We start from the raw sequence: 16,448 nt of genomic DNA on the forward strand, positions 1-16,448 counted from the left end.
TTTGAAAAACGTCGGCTCAATTTACTTTTGTGCTGTTCCTTAACTTTAATACCATATTGAGATGATGAAACATTTATACCTTTTATTATTGGGTGTTGTCTGTTTACTCAGTACAACAAGTGCGCTCGCACAAACCCCACTAGCGCACTACGATTTTTCGGGGAGTGCCAAAGATATAACTACCAATGCTAACCATGCCGTAGTGAATGGAGCACAGCTGACTCAGGACCGCCTCGGTTTTGCCAATAGCGCTTTTTTGTTTGACGGAGAGCAAAGCAGCGTAACGGCTCCTAATAGCAGCATCCTGAATACGCCACAAACAACCCTCAGCTTCTGGGTGAACGTTACTGCTTTGCCAGAACAAGGCGAAGAGTTTCTATTCTCCTTTGGTGGTTGGCAGGAGCGTTGGAAAGTATCACTTCCCGCCCACGGAAAGTTGATCTGGACGACCAATAACACCTCCGGTATCTCAGATATGGATGCTGGTGATGGCAACGAGCTCGTTGCTGGCCAGTGGACCCACGTGGCGATGGTACATAATGGTACCGAAGACAAAATCTATATAAATGGTGCGGTCGTAGCAACAAAAGCCGTTGCAGGCGATATGAATGCAACTACCAATGTTTTGGGAATAGGCTACAATCCTATCGATGATGCCAATTACTTTACGGGTGCTCTGGATGAAGTGATGATCTTTGGTGAAGGCCTTTCTGATGCCGAGGTTACAGCACTATATAATGAGCAAAGTATAGCACCAGCGGTAGAAAACGCTATTGTTGCTAACTACTCTTTTTCTGCGGCAGGTTTTGATGACGCCTATGGAAACCATGCAGCATTGCAGGATGCAGCGATCGCTACCGATCGGTTTGGATATGGTAACAGCGCATTGGCGTTCAATGGTACAAGTACCGAAGTGACGGCACCTAATTCCTCTTTGTTGAATTCGGCTACAACTTCCATCGCTTTTTGGGTCAAGCTCAACAGTTTGCCTGCTACGGGTGAATACTTCTTGTTGTCCAATGGCGGTTGGCAAGAACGTTGGAAGATATCCCTGCCTGATCACGGTAAACTCGTCTTTACGACGAATAGTGCGAGTGGTATCTCAGACATGGACAGTGGTGATGGTAATGAACTAAGTGCTGGCGAATGGACCCACATAATGATGGTGCATGATGGTGCCAAAGATATAATCTATATCAATGGTGCTCTTGCCGCAGAAAAGAATGTAGTGGGTGACCTCAATGCAACAACACACCCACTAGGAATCGGCTACAATCCCGTTGATGGTGGCAATTGGACAGACGGGGTGATCGACGAGGTCGCCATCTTCAATTACGCACTGACCGCTGGCGAAGTGAATACCTTCTACGGTGAGCAAGCGACGTTCCCTGGAACGGCAACGCCAGAGGTTGCGCTGTACAGCCTAAACGGAGACGGCCACGACGATAGCCAGTTTGGCAATACCGCCGAACTACTTTCTGGAGGAACCGAGGTGGCTAACCGCCACGGATGGGGAGCAAATGCCCTCGAAGGAGCAGCCGTTGCCCCTAATTCAGCTGCCTTACAAACTGATGCAACGACGGTCGCTTTTTGGGTAAAAGCCAATAGCTTTCCTGTTTCCGGCGAAGCCTACCTGTTATCGAATGGCGGTTGGCAGGAACGCTGGAAGATCTCTATGCCTAACCATGGCAAACCTGTCTGGACAACCCATACGGCAAGCTGTTGTAATGACCTCGATTCTGGTACGCCACTAACTCTGGACACTTGGACGCACCTAGCGATGGTACACGATGCTACGAACGGCAAAGATCTTATTTACCTTAATGGCAGTTTGGCCAACGAGCGCGACGCAGCTGGCGCACTGGCAAAGACCAAATACCCACTCGGTATCGGGCACGACCCTATCGATGGCGGTAGCTTCTTTGATGGTGCTATCGACGATTTACGTATTTACAACGAAGCACTTGATGCAACTGCTATTGCAGCACTCTACGCGGCGCAAAACGCGGCACCTGCTGATAGTGATCTGGTCGCCCATTACGCTTTCAGCGGTAACGGTAACGATGAGACGGCCTACAATAATGATGCTTCCACGCCCGTGCTGACAACAGATCGTTTTGGCCGTACCAATCAAGCTGCTGCTTTTGACGGTGCCACGGAAGTGACCGCGGCAAACTCTACCCAGCAGAATTCACCATTAGCAAGTATCAGCTTCTGGATAAACCTCAACACCTTGCCCGCTAGCGGTGAATATTTCTTGTTGTCGAATGGCGGCTGGCAGGAGCGTTGGAAAATTTCGCTACCCAGCCACGGTAAGCCCGTTTTTACCACAAATAATACGAGTGGCATTTCCGACATGGATAGCGGAGATGGTAACGAACTACCTGTGGGTGAATGGACGCACGTGGTAATGGTACATGATGGTAGCAAAGACATCATTTACTTCAACGGCGCCCAGGTCGCAGAGAAAGACGTGGCCGGTGATTTAAACAGCACGACTCACCCTCTGGGGATGGGTTATAACCCCATTGATGGTGGCAATTGGTTGGATGGAAGTTTGGATGAGGTACAGTTGTATAGCATTGCGCTTGACGGAGCAGCCGTAGCAGCCCTTTATACAGAACAGTCTACTCCTCCGGTGATAACAGATAACGAAGCTCCCGATGCTCCCCTTAATCTTGCCGCTGACGTAGTCTTCAATAATGTTGACCTGATGTGGTTACCTGCTACTGATAACGAAGCGGTCATCGCTTATAACGTTTATCTGGACGGCGTACTTGCTGCAACTACGCAACAAACGAGTGCTTATTTCCCCCTTTTAACGCCACTGACCACCTTCTCCTTTGCGGTGACGGCCATAGATGCGGCAGGTAATGAATCTTTGCCTAGCAGTTTAGCCGTGACTACTGGTGTTGATGAAACACCCGATATTACTCCTCCCACGCCACCCGTTAACCTGATGGGATCTCCCAGCTTTAGCTCTGTGCTTCTAAGTTGGGAAGCAGCTACCGATGATACGCAAGTGGCGGGCTATTATATTTGGTTAGATGCCGTAGCTTATGATACCATCGGTGCCGGAAACCTTTCGATCTTGGTGACGGGATTGGAGCCTTCTGAGCTATATTCTTTCGAAGTAGCTGCATTCGATTTGGCGGGGAATGTTTCGGAATTAGCTGAACTAACGCTTAGTACGACGGAACCACTGGAAACGGCAGAGCCCGGTTTGGTGGCTCACTATCCTTTCGATGGCGACGCCAACGATGCGACGCCTTACGAAAACCACGGGGTCATTGGTGGTGATCCAATTTTTGAAAATGCGACGCACCCTCATGGTGGCGGCATGAACATCAAGTTTGATGGGATGCAGGATTCTGTACTGGCACCTAATGCGGTACAACTGCTTTCTGATTACACTTCGGTAGCCTTCTGGATTCGTGTAGATGAAATCAACACAGCTGAAGCGGAAGCTTACATCATGGATTTTGGTCACTGGAGCGAACGCTGGAAAATCTCTTTGCCACAGCATACCAAAATCGTTTGGACAACCAACAGTAATACAGCTCAGTTTCCAGAATTGATCTCAGACATGGATAGCGGTGACGGCAATGAACTGGTACCAGGATTCTGGTGGTATGTAACGATGGTGCATGATGGTGAAAACGATTTGGTGTATGTCAATGGTGTCCAGGCAAACAGCAAGCCATCTCCTGGAGTATTAAACGTTACTGCTATGTCCCTCGGTATGGGTAACAACCCGGTAGAAGGCGAGCAGTACTTTAATGGTGCTTTGGACAACGTAAAGATTTACAACCGGGCATTAACGGCCGCAGAAATTGCAACACTTTATGAGACAGGATCTATTGTAGTAGGTACGAATGAGCCCAATTTGGTTGGTACTTACATCGAAAGTGTTTACCCTAATCCTACGACGGATATACTGAATGTACGGCACGAATTGCCAGCCAATCAGCCCCTTTTGTTGCGCACTTTTGACGCAGCTGGTCGCCAGTTGGATGTATTACGCTTGACCCCTGCTGAAGTAGCCAATGGGCAATTCGATTTGTCTGTATCTGATTACCCTGCGGGTATCTATTCGCTCAACTTTGTGTTGGGAGGCAAGAACCTGGGAACTGTAATGTTCAATAAGCAGTAAGTCGGAACATCTATAAAACAAGTAAGGGAAGGTTAGCAATGACGGCTAACCTTCCTTCTTTCCAAACTCGTAATTAGCATTATGGCAAATACGGTTAAACGGTTTGTTGGTAACCCTATTTTAACAACAAAAGATATTGCGCCGAGCCAACCTGGCTGGGTCGTAGAATGTGTACTCAATCCAGGGGTTTTTCGTTTTGATGGGAAAATATGGTTACTCCTTCGGGTGGCAGAACGCCCGGTACAGCAGGAAGGAGTTGTCTCATTTCCTGTCCTTAAAGAAGATGGAACCATCGAGGTACTCTCTTTCAAAAAAGAAGAAGTAGACCTTTCTGATCCCCGAATGATTGGGCACAATGGCAAAAAATACTTGTCGACTATTTCTCATCTGCGTTTGGTTTGTAGCGAAGATGGTAAATCGTTCGTTGAACCGGCAGGCTTTCCCACCCAGCTTTTTGGTAAAGGTAAGCTTGAAACTTACGGTATCGAAGACTGTCGGGTGAGCTTTTTTGAAGGCGAGTATTACCTAACCTATACCCAAGTATCAGAGAGTGGCGTAGGTGTAGGCCTTATGCGAACGCAAGACTGGCGTGAGATTAGAAGAGAAGGCATGATTTTTCCACCTCACAATAAAGATTGTGCTTTTTTTGAAGAAAAAATAGGAGGTAAATATTACTGCTTTCATCGCCCGTCAGGGCATGGTCCGGGAGGAAATTTTATCTGGATTGCTTCTTCTCCTGATTTGCTGCATTGGGGAGGGCATCAGTGTATTTTGCAAACCCGTGAAGGTTGGTGGGACAGCGCCAGGGTAGGAGCGGGAGCAGCCCCCATTAAGACGGAGGAAGGCTGGCTGATGATCTATCACGGAGCGAATGGAGAACATCGGTATTGCCTCGGAGCTGCTCTGCTCGATTTAGAAGACCCCTCCAAGGTATTGGCTCGTTCTCATCGACCATTAATGGAACCTGATTCCATTTATGAACAGATGGGCTTTTTTGGGAATGTTATATTTACCAATGGTCACCTCCTGGATGGCGACAAACTGACGATGTATTACGGTGCTTCAGACGAAGTCATCTGCGGTGCTACTTTATCTGTCCAGGATATTCTTACTGATATATTAACGACAGTCTAAATCGACGAAAAAAGATGCTGCAAAACCGTACAAAAAGCCGATTGTTACCTTATCTGATAGTTTCTCCCTACTTGCTACATCTCGTATTTTTCATTCTGTTTCCGGTAGGGTTTTCTATCCTGCTTACTTTCCATAAATGGAATATTATTGCTCCGATGGAATTTGTAGGAATGGATAATTTTTCTCGTCTTATCCAGGATAGATTGTTTTGGAAGGCCATCTTGAATACCCTGAAATTTCTCCTTATTCATATCCCTTTACAGGTGTTGATCGCCTTGGGTTTGGCCTACGTCTTGAATGAAAAATTATTCATGCGTGGTTTTTTTCGAGCGTCTTTCTTCTTGCCGGTGGTAGTTTCCGGGGTGGTGGTTACTATCCTGTGGCAGCAATTACTGGGGGTCGAGACGGGGCTGTTGAATCGGATGTTGACGGATTTGGGCTTTGCCAGGGTAGGCTGGCTCACTAACCCCAAGATCGCTATGATCTCTATTGCGATAATGGCCACGTGGAAGAATGTGGGGCTGTACGTTATCCTTTTTTTAGTCGGTCTACAAGCTGTTCCACAAAGCTACTACGAGGCTGCAAAGGTAGAAGGAGCAAGCTCCTGGCAGCAGTTTAGGTACATTACTTTGCCGGCGATCAATCCCACGCTTTTCATGGTAGCAATCTTGTCGACAATAGGAGGGTTTAGCCTCTTTATCGAACCCTACATTATGACAGATGGAGGCCCACTGAATAGTACCTTGTCGGCGATGCTCTACATCTACAAACAGGCCTTTGGGTATTACCACATGGGGTATTCCGCTACTTTGGGACTCTTTTTTGCGGTCCTGATTATGTTAGTAGTTGCTGTTCAGAAATACACGATTGAAGCTGACGAATAGAGACAGCACAAAAATAAGTTGAACCTTCGCTTTCAAAATAAGTGGCTAAACGGTTCATTTATAAGTGTGCCATTTATTTGGAAAGCTTAAAAGAAGGCTAAGCTTATTTTTTGCGCAATACATAAGTATTTACCATGAAATTATCCCGCATTCTGTTGTACTTTGTTTTGGTGATAGCTGCGTTGGCTTTTATCTACCCATTCTATTGGATGCTGCTGGCTTCTTTTACGCCAGAAGCCAACATTACCAAGCTGGGTATTTTGCCGCAGGGTTTTACCTTGGACAACTACCTGGCACTCTTTGATAAAATCCCTATCTGGCGTTCTTTTTTGAACAGCAGTTTGGTCGCGCTCACGGCAACAGCGGGCGTGTTGACCTTTGGGTCGATGACAGGCTACGCTTTGTCTAAGCTCCACTTTCGCGGGCGCGAGGCCCTTTTTTACATCATCATTTTTACGATGACCCTCCCGTTTCAGATTACCTTAATCCCGAATTATATCCTCATGGTAGAATTTGGATGGGTAGATACGCTGGCAGCATTGATCGTACCTGCACTCAATGGTGCGTTTGCCATTCTTCTTTTTCGGCAGGCTTTCAAAGCCATCCCTGATGACCTTATCTACGCCGCTCGGGTAGACGGTTGTGGTGAATTACGGATCATTTTTCAGGTGCTATGGCCTAATATTTTACCCACATTGATTACTGTAGGGATCATCACTTTTATGAATTCGTGGAATGATGTCCTTTGGCCATTGATCGTCATTCGAGAAGAAGACTTAATGACGATGCCGCAATTGGTTACACTCTTTGCTGTAGGTGGGCGAGCTGAGGCACAGTTGGGGGTTAAGCTGGCAGCGGCATTTTTACTAGCCTTGCCTATAATTATTGCTTACGCTGTTTTTCAGAAACATTTTATTCAGAGTATGGCTTCTTCAGGGCTAAAAGGATAACTAACGATCCATAATTTAATATGAAAACAATCAAAAGAACAAAGATTCGATTATACGCTAACCCTCAACGGGTATTGGCTCGTTACCTCAATATTGGGAACGCAGCGCGCATTGCGCCTGTTGCTGACTATATCCGATCGTTGCCGGCGGCGGCGGCGGCGGAGCAATTAGAGAACTTGTACCAGGAATTTGGCGAACGACACGCCGATTTGCCCGGTATTTTTCGCAAAAACTATGAAAGGGTGACCCAATACGTTCCACCCCTTGCAGACGCTCCTAAGCAGGTACTACTCGGCGCTTATTTTACCAATGAGTACAGTATTGAAGCTGCTGCGCTTTTTAACCCTTCCATTGTCGTTCATCCTGACCAGCAAGGAGTTTCAGCGGGGGGCGTACGATTCTTGATGAGTTTGAGGGCTGCTGGAGAAGGGCATATTTCTTCCGTTACGTTTGCCACTGGGTTGATAGATGCGCAAGGAGGCGTTGTGCTTGACGAGCGCTCCGGGTATCTCTCGAGCGGGAACGTTTCCTCGAACCTGGTACGTGACAAGTCTTTTGTGATAAACAGGTTGGATATTTCCGATGAAGGACAAGAGCTTTTAGCACAAACTTTACCCGCGTCTTTTAGCTTAGCGGAAGCAAAGCAAGTTGTTGATACGTTGTCTGAACTAACGCCTGCCCAGCAGCAGGAAATTAAAGCGGAACTGACACTCGTCTTTGAATTAAATTATGAAGTAGATTTTGATGAAAGCACTCCTCTGATGAGTAGAGTTCTTTTTCCACATTCTCAGTCAGAAACCAATGGAATGGAAGATGCTCGTTTCGTGACTTTTACGCATAGCGACGAGACCACTTACCTGGGAACTTATACGGCATATAATGGCCGGGAAATTCGACCACAACTTATTGAAACCAAGGATTTTCGTCATTTTAAAATCGGTCCTTTTTACGGCAGTATGGCTTCGGATAAAGGAATGGCCCTCTTCCCTGAAAAAATAGGCAGCCGTTACGCCATGGTTGGCCGTCAAGGAGGCCGTAGCTTATCGATCATGTACTCCGATGATCGCCATTTTTGGGAGGAGTCACAGCCGCTGCAAGTACCAGAACGGGGCTGGGAGATGTTGCAAATCGGTAATTGTGGAAGCCCCGTAAAGACGGCCGCTGGCTGGCTATTGCTCACCCATGGCGTGGGCCCTATGCGTAAATATGTGCTGAGTTGTACGCTCCTCGATCTTGAAAAACCGGAAAAGGTGATCGCCAGCCTGGAACTGCCGCTTTTGTCACCAAACGCTGAAGAAAGAGAAGGTTACGTACCCAATGTGCTGTACACCTGTGGCATGATCGCGCATGCTGGTCATTTGGTTATTCCTTATGCCATGTCAGATAGCGCTATCAGCTTCGCGACTGTTGCGGAGAACGATCTTATTGCTGAATTATTAAAGAAAAACTAAATGAGGGCTAGATATATTCTTCTCCAAGTTTTAGGCTTAGCAAGCTTCTGCTTTAGCTGCTCACCATCACCTGCTGCTGCTGCTGAGGACGAAACAACACAGGCTGAAAGCCCGGTAAGCTTAATCAATACGAGTCATCTCGATCATTTATTCACCACCCTCAAAGTAAAAGACCAAGAGGTAGGTGGCATCTGGATTTACAGCGAGGCACCTGATTATCGTCTGGTGACGGATGAAGACGAGGGCTTCACTTGTGTGGATGATGTGGCGCGTAGCTTGGTTTTTTATTGCCGCTATTATGAGCAGGAACCTTCGGCCAAGATCCTTGAAAGAATTGAATCTCTGGCTGAGTTTATCTTGCAAATGCAAGCAGAAAATGGATACTTTAATAATTTCGTTTTTCCTGACGGAACGGTGAATACGACACACCAAAATAGCGTTGCCACTCCCAACTCGTGGTCATGGAGAGCTTTTTGGGCTTTGACGGAACTTCGAGTAGTGAATGCTAAGGAGCTAAAGGAGGTACAAAGCCGTAGCCTTACGGTAATTGACGTAATGATTCCTCTTATTAGCCAATTGTGTCCAGAACCCGAGGATACTTACGAGGTCGCAGGACTATCGCTTCCCCGTTGTTTATCGGAAATGGGGACAGACCAGATTGCTGTTATCTTGCAAGGGCTCAATAACCATTATCGCCAGTCTCCTTCTGAGGAACTGAGAGCGCTTATTAGGAAAATGGGGGATTTAATGCTGAGTGCGCAGGCCGGTAGCGAAGAACAAGCTCCCTATGGAGCATTTTTGAGCTGGCAGAACCTGTGGCATGCCTGGGGGAATACGCAAGCTTATGCACTGCTGTCAGCAGGAGAGCTGATCGAAGAAGCCAGTTTTGTAGCTGCTGGCTTACGTGAAGTACGTGGTTTTCAGTCGTACTTTTTAGCCCAAGATGGGCTCCATGCTTTCGAAATAGAGCAAAAAGACAAAAAGCTGGTGCTTGTCAATGTTCGACAATTTCCGCAGATAGCATATAATATCCGCCCGATGGTCTATGCTGCACTGAAGGCTTACGAGCTAACTGGCGAAGAGGCTTACGCGCTTCAGGCTGCGGAGTTAACGGCTTGGTTTTTGGGCGATAACCCCGCTGAAAAGGTCATCTATGATGCCACTAGCGGTCGCACTTTTGATGGCATCAATAGCGCGGATCAGGTGAATCAAAATTCGGGAGCAGAATCTACCATTGAGGCTTTGCTGACGTTGCTTGCGGTAGAGCAGGTACCCGTCGCACAGGCGGCGCTGCTAGCTGTGGTGAAACCAGAATAAGCACTTTGTTTTGATTTTTTCTAGCCACTGAGGCACTGAGACACAGAGGTTTTATATTTGGAAATCTAAAGCAATAAAACCCGCAAAAAAAAGTACTAAGCTCATCTTAGTTTCCGAACTAAGATGTTATATCAATCTGGTCTTCTGACCAGCTCGCAGAACACTAGCCGACTTGGCTATAAAAGAAACTGTGTTATTCCGTGTCTCTGTGCCTCTCTGTGGCCAAATATACTACAACGCTTTATTAATCAATCTCTTAAATACGCTTTTCAATGGCAGCAATAAAATTTGACAAGGTCACTAAGCAATACGGCAAAGTACAGGCCATCAAAGAAGTAACTTTAGGAGTGAAAGACCGTGAGTTCATGGTTTTAGTAGGGCCTTCCGGGTGCGGGAAATCTACATTGCTACGTATGATTGCCGGCTTGGAGGAAATCAGTATGGGAGAACTTTACATCGGCGACCAAGTTGTTAATGAATTGCCTCCAAAGGATCGTGATATTGCTATTGTCTTTCAGAATTATGCACTCTACCCACACATGACTGCCTATGAAAATATGGCGTTCGGATTAAAAATACGGGGAATGAGTAAAGCGGTCATTCACGAAAAAGTCATGAGCGCCGCCGCCATTCTGGGTATCGAAGACCTATTGGGAAGAAAGCCCAAAGCGATGTCGGGTGGGCAACGGCAGCGTATTGCCATTGGCCGAGCGATTGTACGAGAACCAAGAGTGTTTCTTTTTGACGAACCCCTCAGTAACCTAGATGCTAAATTACGAGGGCAGATGAGATTGGAGATTGCTCGCCTACATAAAAAGCTGCAGACCACGATCGTCTATGTTACGCACGATCAAGTAGAAGCAATGACATTGGGGGATCGCATAGCGGTAATTAACCAGGGCGTTATCCAGCAAGTTGATACGCCTGATAATCTCTACCGATTTCCACGAAATCGTTTTGTTGCAGGGTTTATTGGCACGCCTCCCATGAATTTCCTGGATGGAAAAATAACACAAGAAGAAGGAGATATCATCTTTCGTGACGAAGCGACTGGGCAAATACGTGTTTCGGTAAAAAATCAGGCAGAAATTGCTGCATTTCTTCACCAGAAAGTGACCATGGGTATTCGTCCAGAACACATCTATGCCAGTGCTGCCAAAGCCGGGCCTAAAGCCATTCCCTTTAGTGCGCACATTCCAATGGTGGAACGTTTGGGGCATGAATGCTTCGCCTTTTTAACCATTGGTAACCAGCAAATATCGGCCCGCTTACTCAGTGAAGAAGTGAGTAACAATTTGCCCGCAACGATGGATCTTTATATAGAACGAGAAAAAATCCATTTTTTTTCCGCTGAGACGGGGGAGTCACTTACGACTGCTCCGCACGAAGTAGTACATTAACGGCTGCTTCTGCATCCGCGATTGCTTGTTCTGGGGTTTTGGTTTGATACAGCACGCAAGCTTCATACTCTTGTGAAATAATATCAAATACCTCTGTCAAGTAAGGGCTATAATCTCCTCCAACAACATATTGTACTTGATTTGCAAACGCCTGCATTTTAGGAAAAGCAGCAAAGTGTTCAATGAACGCTGACAACTGATTTAGGTTTTGTCGGCGAGGGAGCTGGTTAGTCATTTTTAGAAATTGCAAATCCGCTTCCTCTGTCACCATACTTTTTATGAATTCCCACGCGGCCTGTGGCGCTTTACAAGTATTGAAAATAACGAAGCTTTTGGGGTCGCAGTAGGTATAGATAGGCCCTTTGTGTGTATCTGGTACAGGCATTGGGGCGAAATTATATGCGAAATCGTCCTTTTTGAATCGTTCCAGGTATTGAATTTCCCAAGGCCCCGTCCACTTGCTGGCGTATTGTTCGGCGACGAAGAGATCCTGGCCAGCAGATTCGGATTGTTTAGAAAAGTAGTTTTCCCTATAGAGTGTTTGCAAAAAACGGAAAGCTTCAATGGCGTGCTCGTTGTTAAAGTTAGCTTTACCATCTTTAATGAGCGGAGCCCCTCCGGAAGCTGCCAGATATAGCGGGTAAAAATTGAACAAACGTTGATACCACGCTAGCTTTACAGAGGTGTTGCCAAACCATTGATCAACATAGCCATCATTGTTTTCGTCACTTTGAAAATCTTTGGCCGCTTGCAGAAACTCGGAATAGGTGGCAGGAAATTGATCATAACCTAGCTCGCTGAGCAGCCGCTTGTTGTAAATTGTCATGATCGGATTTATCTTCCACGGGAGTTGGTAAATATGCCCATTTTTAGCCGTGATCTCCTGAATAGTAGAGGGGGAGCAACGACTTTGGATAAAATCAAGAAACCCATCAAGGGTATCTAGTGCCACGAGAATATCAGCGTCACTGTAAAAAGCAACGGTGCCTTGCCAAATGTTGGAATAAACATCGGGAGTTGTACGCGCCACCACTGCTGCCAGGATGATTTCTTCACTAGACTGCCCCTCGGGAATTGGCTGATATTTAATAGGAGTATTAGGATGCGCGCCTTGCCATTGTTCCACCGCCCAGTCGGAAAAAGCGATCTCGCCGCCATTGTTTGATGTCCAATAAGTAATCGTAGTATCTGAGGCATTTTTTTCTTGGCTACAACTGGCCAGGGAAAAAGAAAAAAACGCAAAGAATAGAAATATCGACCAGGCTCTAAGCTGAAATAAAGGATAGCTTTTCAAGGAGTGATTGGTTTGTGTCTTGAAGACTATTGCTGTCTTAATCAAGAGTGATGTAGTGGAATAATTAAGCGTATAAGATAAGCTTTTTTAGTGAGATAGTAAGGGGATTGTATGCCATTTTTCTAGCGTGAAAACAAAACCTTTCTAAGTAAACAACCAGTAAAACATACTATATGGTATTTTTTGTACCTTTGTAGCATGGAGCAAAAAACAAAGTCAGAACTCACTAGGCAGTTAATCATTGATGAGTCATTTAAATTGTTCTATCAAAGTGGTTTTAAAACCACGAGTGTAGATAAAATAATGAGCGCTACCAAGCTTACCAAAGGTGCGTTTTATCATCATTTTAAAAACAAAAAGGAAGTTGGGCTTGCAGTGATTAGCCTAGCGGTACAAAAGCGAGTATACAAGGGAATGATTACTCCCTTGTACCAAGATGGAAATGCGTTAGAAATAATAGAATCTACTTTTATAGAGCGTTTAAAGTCCTTTTCACTGTATGAAAAACAGCATGGGTGCCCTTTGAATAACTTTATTAATGAAGTTGCGGATTTTGAAACGGCCTATCAATTAGCTTTGAAAAGGATAATAGAGGAATGGAAATCTGCACTAGTTTATTTAATCGATAGAGGAAAAGAGGAAAACGCTATTAGCAAAAATATTTCCAGTAAGGCCTTGGCTGTTTATTTGATAAGTGCTTTTGAAGGCATTCGTGGTATCCGTAAATTATATGATAATGATTTGATTCTTGATGAATACATTGCGGGCCTTTCTTTTTATTTGAAGCAAATAGGAGTGTAATTTTTTTGCCTATAAACATACTGGTTGGTATGTTTGTCGTGTTACATGTAACAATAAATTGAACAAGACAATGAAGTTAGATCAAAAAGTGGCGATCGTAACAGGTTCGTCAAAAGGAATAGGCAAAGAGGTTGCCCTACTTCTGGCAAAAGAAGGGGCGAAGGTCGTCGTCAATCATTCCAATAGTGAAGAGGAGGCCGAGACTACTGTTGATACTATTATTAAAAACGGAGGAACAGCCTTTTCTGTTAAAGCTGACGTAAGCAAAAAGAATGAAGTGACCCGCTTGTTTGATGAAACCATAGAACGCTACGGAAAGGTAGATGTGTTGGTTAACAATGCGGGCATCATGATTTCCAAACTATTAAAAGATAATACCCAGGAAGATTTCTCTCGGCAATTTGATGTCAATGTAAGGGGGATTTTTAATACCCTTCAAGAGGCATATTATAAATTATCGGATAATGGAAATATCATAAATTTTTCCTCGAGTACAGCTAAATTAATGTTCCCTACTTATGCGCTTTATTCTGCTTCTAAGGCAGCCGTAGAGCAGATGACTCGGGTGTTCTCAAAAGAAATTGGTAGAGGAATCTCCGTAAATGCAATTGCTCCAGGAGCAACAGAAACGGAACTATTCTTAAATGGAAAATCCCAAGAGTTTATAGCCAAACTCAGTGCTATGAATGCTTTTAACAGGCTAGCTAAGCCTATTGATATTGCAAGAGTTGTATTGTTTTTGGCAAGTAGTGATTCTAAATGGATTTCAGGCCAGATCATAGGCGCAAATGGAGCATTGGTCTAATTGTATTGATTTGACAATCATTGTTTTATAAATAAAAAATGGAAATGAATTTTAAATTTTTAACGGTCATCCTCTTAAGCTGTTTGTTCGTTGCTTGCAGCAATAATCATCCAGCGGAATCCCCATCATCAGAAGATGCGGCTTTCATGTTTCAAGACAAGGGACAGCAGTTGGTGAATAATATGGTACAAAAAGTCGGTGATTATCGCGCCCTTCTGGAGAAGAAGGATGTAATATATACTTACACCTACCAAACGCCAGATGGCAAAACAGATCAGACTACCGAGAAGTACATCTTTGATGGAGAGTTGTCTTATGGGGCTTACCATCAACATGATCGAACTTTCCCTCAACTCGAAGGATTAATTGAGCAGGGTTATGATGGAGAAGAATACTGGCTCAAGCACAACGGAGAAGTATTAAATGATGAAGATATGCTGAAGCGGGTCGCCTTTAACAGACCCACCAACTTCTACTGGTTCACCATGATGCAAAAGTTGTTGGACCCAGGCTTAAACTACGAATACCTTGGCGAGAAAAATATTGAAGGTAAAGATTATGATATCGTAAAAATCACGTTTAATTCAGAAGATGATAAGCCGACGGATATTTACCAGCTTTATATCAATAAAGAGACCTCCTTGGTAGACCAGTTTCTTTTTACCGTAGCTGATTTTGGTAAAATGGAAATCCCCAATCTAATGACGCTTAAGTATGAAGAGATAGACGGCTTGATGATACCAACAGAACGGCTTTACAAAAAATCCACCTGGGATGCAGATGTAAGTGAAGCTCCTTGGATTAAAGTCAACTGGTCAGCTATAAAGTTCAATAATAACTTAACAAAGGAAGACTTTAAAAAAAGTTAAGCACCCACGAATCCCTCGATCCCCCACCTAAATAAAAAGTGTCATCGGTTATCAATAGCTGGTGAGGGTCACTAAAAGCACCATGCTTGCTCCAAATGCTTTCAATAGAAAGGTCTTCATTGAAATGGAAAAGAGCAAACGTCTGCCCCTTGTTGTAGTAGCGTTGGTAAGTCCAGAGGCCAAGCGTAGGTGACCAGGCCAATTGCAGGGAAAGGCCGGTGCTGGTATTGTTAAAACGACTGGTTTGGAGCAACTCGAAATTGGTATCTAATTGCCCAATAATGTTAAAGTTAGCTCTTTGACCATAAGGGCTTTTTAAGTCTTCAGCATTGGTAAGAAAATAAATGTGGCCCTGTTCATCTTCGGTGATGTCCAGGGCTACATCGTTGTAGGGGCTTTCTATTTGGCAGTATTGTAAGACTTGGTATTGATCGTCCAACTCAATGGCCACGCTGCTGCTGTAGGTTTCACTCTTTACATATTTGAGTTGCTTGCCAATAGCCAGGACATGACCGTTTTTGCGGAAACTAAAAGAAGTAGGGGAGAACGTATGGTTGAAATACAGCATCTTCCGGTCTTTGATAACTCCAGCCGGGGTAAGCACATCAAAACCGACCTCTTTGTACATTTGCGCAAAGAGTACAGCATTGCCTTCAGGGTCTACTTGTAAAAGGCGGGTGCCAGAAGTGCCGTAGCGCTGGCCAAGGTTGGTTTCCCATTGCAAATTACCCAGCGTATCGACCTGCGCAATGAACATGTTCCTATCACTGGATCCCGTATGTTTTTCGTAAGCAAGGTAGAAGAAAGCTTCACCGGCGGCAACACTTACCAAGATGATTCCCTTGGTATTTGTAATGACAAGCTTCCCGGACGGGGTGCCACTTAGGTCGAGGATGTCAAGATATAATCGGCTCTCACTAGCGTACCCGTCAGTATAGATCGTCTCCACACCGGCCAGGCCAATATGTTGGCTGTTTTTCGCTATTCTCCCTTGACTATAGTTAGGGAATTGCTTCTCCCAGTGAATGCTGCTATCTGCGTCGAGCCATTTTACCTCGGCCTCTTGCCAGGTTTGAAAAGTGGTGTCAATGGTGTAGATTTTCTCTCCTTTAGCAGACTGTTGAGGTACTCCTGGCTCAGGTGGTGGAGCCGGAACTGCGTAGTTGCGAAATACCTGCGCATTCCCACTTATAGAAAGTAGACAGCCGAGCAGCAAGAACACACAAAAAGAAAGAGGACGATAAAAGATCATGGCAATTTTGCTTTGCGCAAAGATAAGCGCTGAATGCTGCCCCGTATAAATTTTGAGCCACCCTAATGCATCAAATGTTATACGCTGCTTGGTATTTTATACAATTTGCCGATTTTTTTATAACCCCCGGCAGAGGGT

12 protein-coding genes are annotated in these 16,448 nt (G+C 45.1%); 10 read left to right on the forward strand and 2 right to left on the reverse strand.

Annotated elements, in window-relative coordinates:
• The first annotated feature begins 61 nt into the window (after positions 1-61).
• From ACRBG0_RS15060 to ACRBG0_RS15090, 7 genes are all read left to right on the forward strand, one after another.
• Entirely contained in the window at positions 62-4,153 is a 4,092-nt protein-coding gene (locus ACRBG0_RS15060) for a LamG-like jellyroll fold domain-containing protein (RefSeq protein WP_431487689.1), read from the forward strand.
• An 81-nt stretch (positions 4,154-4,234) separates the two neighbouring features.
• Positions 4,235-5,287: a glycoside hydrolase family 130 protein gene (locus tag ACRBG0_RS15065; protein WP_431487690.1), complete on the forward strand. Its 1,053-nt coding sequence runs from the start codon at positions 4,235-4,237 to the stop codon at positions 5,285-5,287.
• A gap of 14 nt (positions 5,288-5,301) precedes the next feature.
• A complete protein-coding gene (locus ACRBG0_RS15070; RefSeq protein WP_431487691.1) occupies positions 5,302-6,171 on the forward strand; it encodes a carbohydrate ABC transporter permease in 870 nt (289 codons plus the stop codon).
• Between the two features lie 134 nt (positions 6,172-6,305).
• Entirely contained in the window at positions 6,306-7,121 is an 816-nt protein-coding gene (locus tag ACRBG0_RS15075; RefSeq protein ID WP_431487692.1) for a carbohydrate ABC transporter permease, read from the forward strand.
• A gap of 20 nt (positions 7,122-7,141) precedes the next feature.
• Complete coding sequence (locus ACRBG0_RS15080) at positions 7,142-8,572, forward strand: glycoside hydrolase family 130 protein (protein ID WP_431487693.1); 1,431 nt, start codon at positions 7,142-7,144, stop codon at positions 8,570-8,572.
• Positions 8,573-9,889 (forward strand): hypothetical protein, encoded by a 1,317-nt coding sequence (locus ACRBG0_RS15085; RefSeq protein WP_431487694.1) that lies wholly within the window; start codon positions 8,573-8,575, stop codon positions 9,887-9,889.
• 272 nt (positions 9,890-10,161) lie between these two features.
• Positions 10,162-11,289 carry an ABC transporter ATP-binding protein gene (locus tag ACRBG0_RS15090; protein ID WP_431487695.1) on the forward strand — a complete coding sequence of 376 codons (1,128 nt, stop codon included), beginning with the start codon at positions 10,162-10,164 and terminating at the stop codon, positions 11,287-11,289.
• Here the strand turns inward: ACRBG0_RS15090 and ACRBG0_RS15095 are convergent.
• Positions 11,258-12,583 (reverse strand): extracellular solute-binding protein, encoded by a 1,326-nt coding sequence (locus ACRBG0_RS15095; protein ID WP_431487696.1) that lies wholly within the window; start codon positions 12,581-12,583, stop codon positions 11,258-11,260. The two genes, ACRBG0_RS15090 and ACRBG0_RS15095, sit on opposite strands and share 32 nt — an antisense overlap.
• Positions 12,584-12,781: 198 nt before the next feature.
• Here ACRBG0_RS15095 and ACRBG0_RS15100 point away from each other — a divergent pair, with 198 nt between their 5' ends.
• The 3 genes from ACRBG0_RS15100 to ACRBG0_RS15110 all read left to right on the forward strand — a co-directional run bounded on the left by ACRBG0_RS15100 (position 12,782) and on the right by ACRBG0_RS15110 (position 15,058).
• The gene (locus tag ACRBG0_RS15100) at positions 12,782-13,384 is read left to right on the forward strand and encodes a TetR/AcrR family transcriptional regulator (RefSeq protein ID WP_431487697.1); all 603 of its coding nucleotides are present in this window, start codon (positions 12,782-12,784) and stop codon (positions 13,382-13,384) included.
• A 70-nt stretch (positions 13,385-13,454) separates the two neighbouring features.
• Complete coding sequence (locus ACRBG0_RS15105) at positions 13,455-14,189, forward strand: SDR family oxidoreductase (RefSeq protein WP_431487698.1); 735 nt, start codon at positions 13,455-13,457, stop codon at positions 14,187-14,189.
• A 44-nt stretch (positions 14,190-14,233) separates the two neighbouring features.
• Complete coding sequence (locus ACRBG0_RS15110; RefSeq protein ID WP_431487699.1) at positions 14,234-15,058, forward strand: DUF6503 family protein; 825 nt, start codon at positions 14,234-14,236, stop codon at positions 15,056-15,058.
• Here ACRBG0_RS15110 and ACRBG0_RS15115 read toward each other — a convergent pair.
• A complete protein-coding gene (locus tag ACRBG0_RS15115) occupies positions 15,045-16,310 on the reverse strand; it encodes a hypothetical protein (protein WP_431487700.1) in 1,266 nt (421 codons plus the stop codon). The genes ACRBG0_RS15110 and ACRBG0_RS15115 overlap by 14 nt on opposite strands.
• Positions 16,311-16,448 lie beyond the last annotated feature (138 nt).

This window comes from Lewinella sp. (assembly GCF_050633125.1).
Lineage (GTDB): Bacteria > Bacteroidota > Bacteroidia > Chitinophagales > Saprospiraceae > Lewinella.

Bases quoted from the DNA above. Each gene is read 5' to 3' on its own strand.
- ACRBG0_RS15115 (WP_431487700.1), bottom strand. From the start codon at position 16,310: ATGATCTTTTATCGTCCTCTTTCTTTTTGTGTGTTCTTGCTGCTCGGC.
- ACRBG0_RS15085 (WP_431487694.1), top strand. From the start codon at position 8,573: ATGAGGGCTAGATATATTCTTCTCCAAGTTTTAGGCTTAGCAAGCTTC.
- ACRBG0_RS15070 (WP_431487691.1), top strand. From the start codon at position 5,302: ATGCTGCAAAACCGTACAAAAAGCCGATTGTTACCTTATCTGATAGTT.
- ACRBG0_RS15080 (WP_431487693.1), top strand. From the start codon at position 7,142: ATGAAAACAATCAAAAGAACAAAGATTCGATTATACGCTAACCCTCAA.
- ACRBG0_RS15090 (WP_431487695.1), top strand. From the start codon at position 10,162: ATGGCAGCAATAAAATTTGACAAGGTCACTAAGCAATACGGCAAAGTA.
- ACRBG0_RS15075 (WP_431487692.1), top strand. From the start codon at position 6,306: ATGAAATTATCCCGCATTCTGTTGTACTTTGTTTTGGTGATAGCTGCG.
- ACRBG0_RS15060 (WP_431487689.1), top strand. From the start codon at position 62: ATGATGAAACATTTATACCTTTTATTATTGGGTGTTGTCTGTTTACTC.
- ACRBG0_RS15100 (WP_431487697.1), top strand. From the start codon at position 12,782: ATGGAGCAAAAAACAAAGTCAGAACTCACTAGGCAGTTAATCATTGAT.
- ACRBG0_RS15110 (WP_431487699.1), top strand. From the start codon at position 14,234: ATGAATTTTAAATTTTTAACGGTCATCCTCTTAAGCTGTTTGTTCGTT.
- ACRBG0_RS15105 (WP_431487698.1), top strand. From the start codon at position 13,455: ATGAAGTTAGATCAAAAAGTGGCGATCGTAACAGGTTCGTCAAAAGGA.
- ACRBG0_RS15065 (WP_431487690.1), top strand. From the start codon at position 4,235: ATGGCAAATACGGTTAAACGGTTTGTTGGTAACCCTATTTTAACAACA.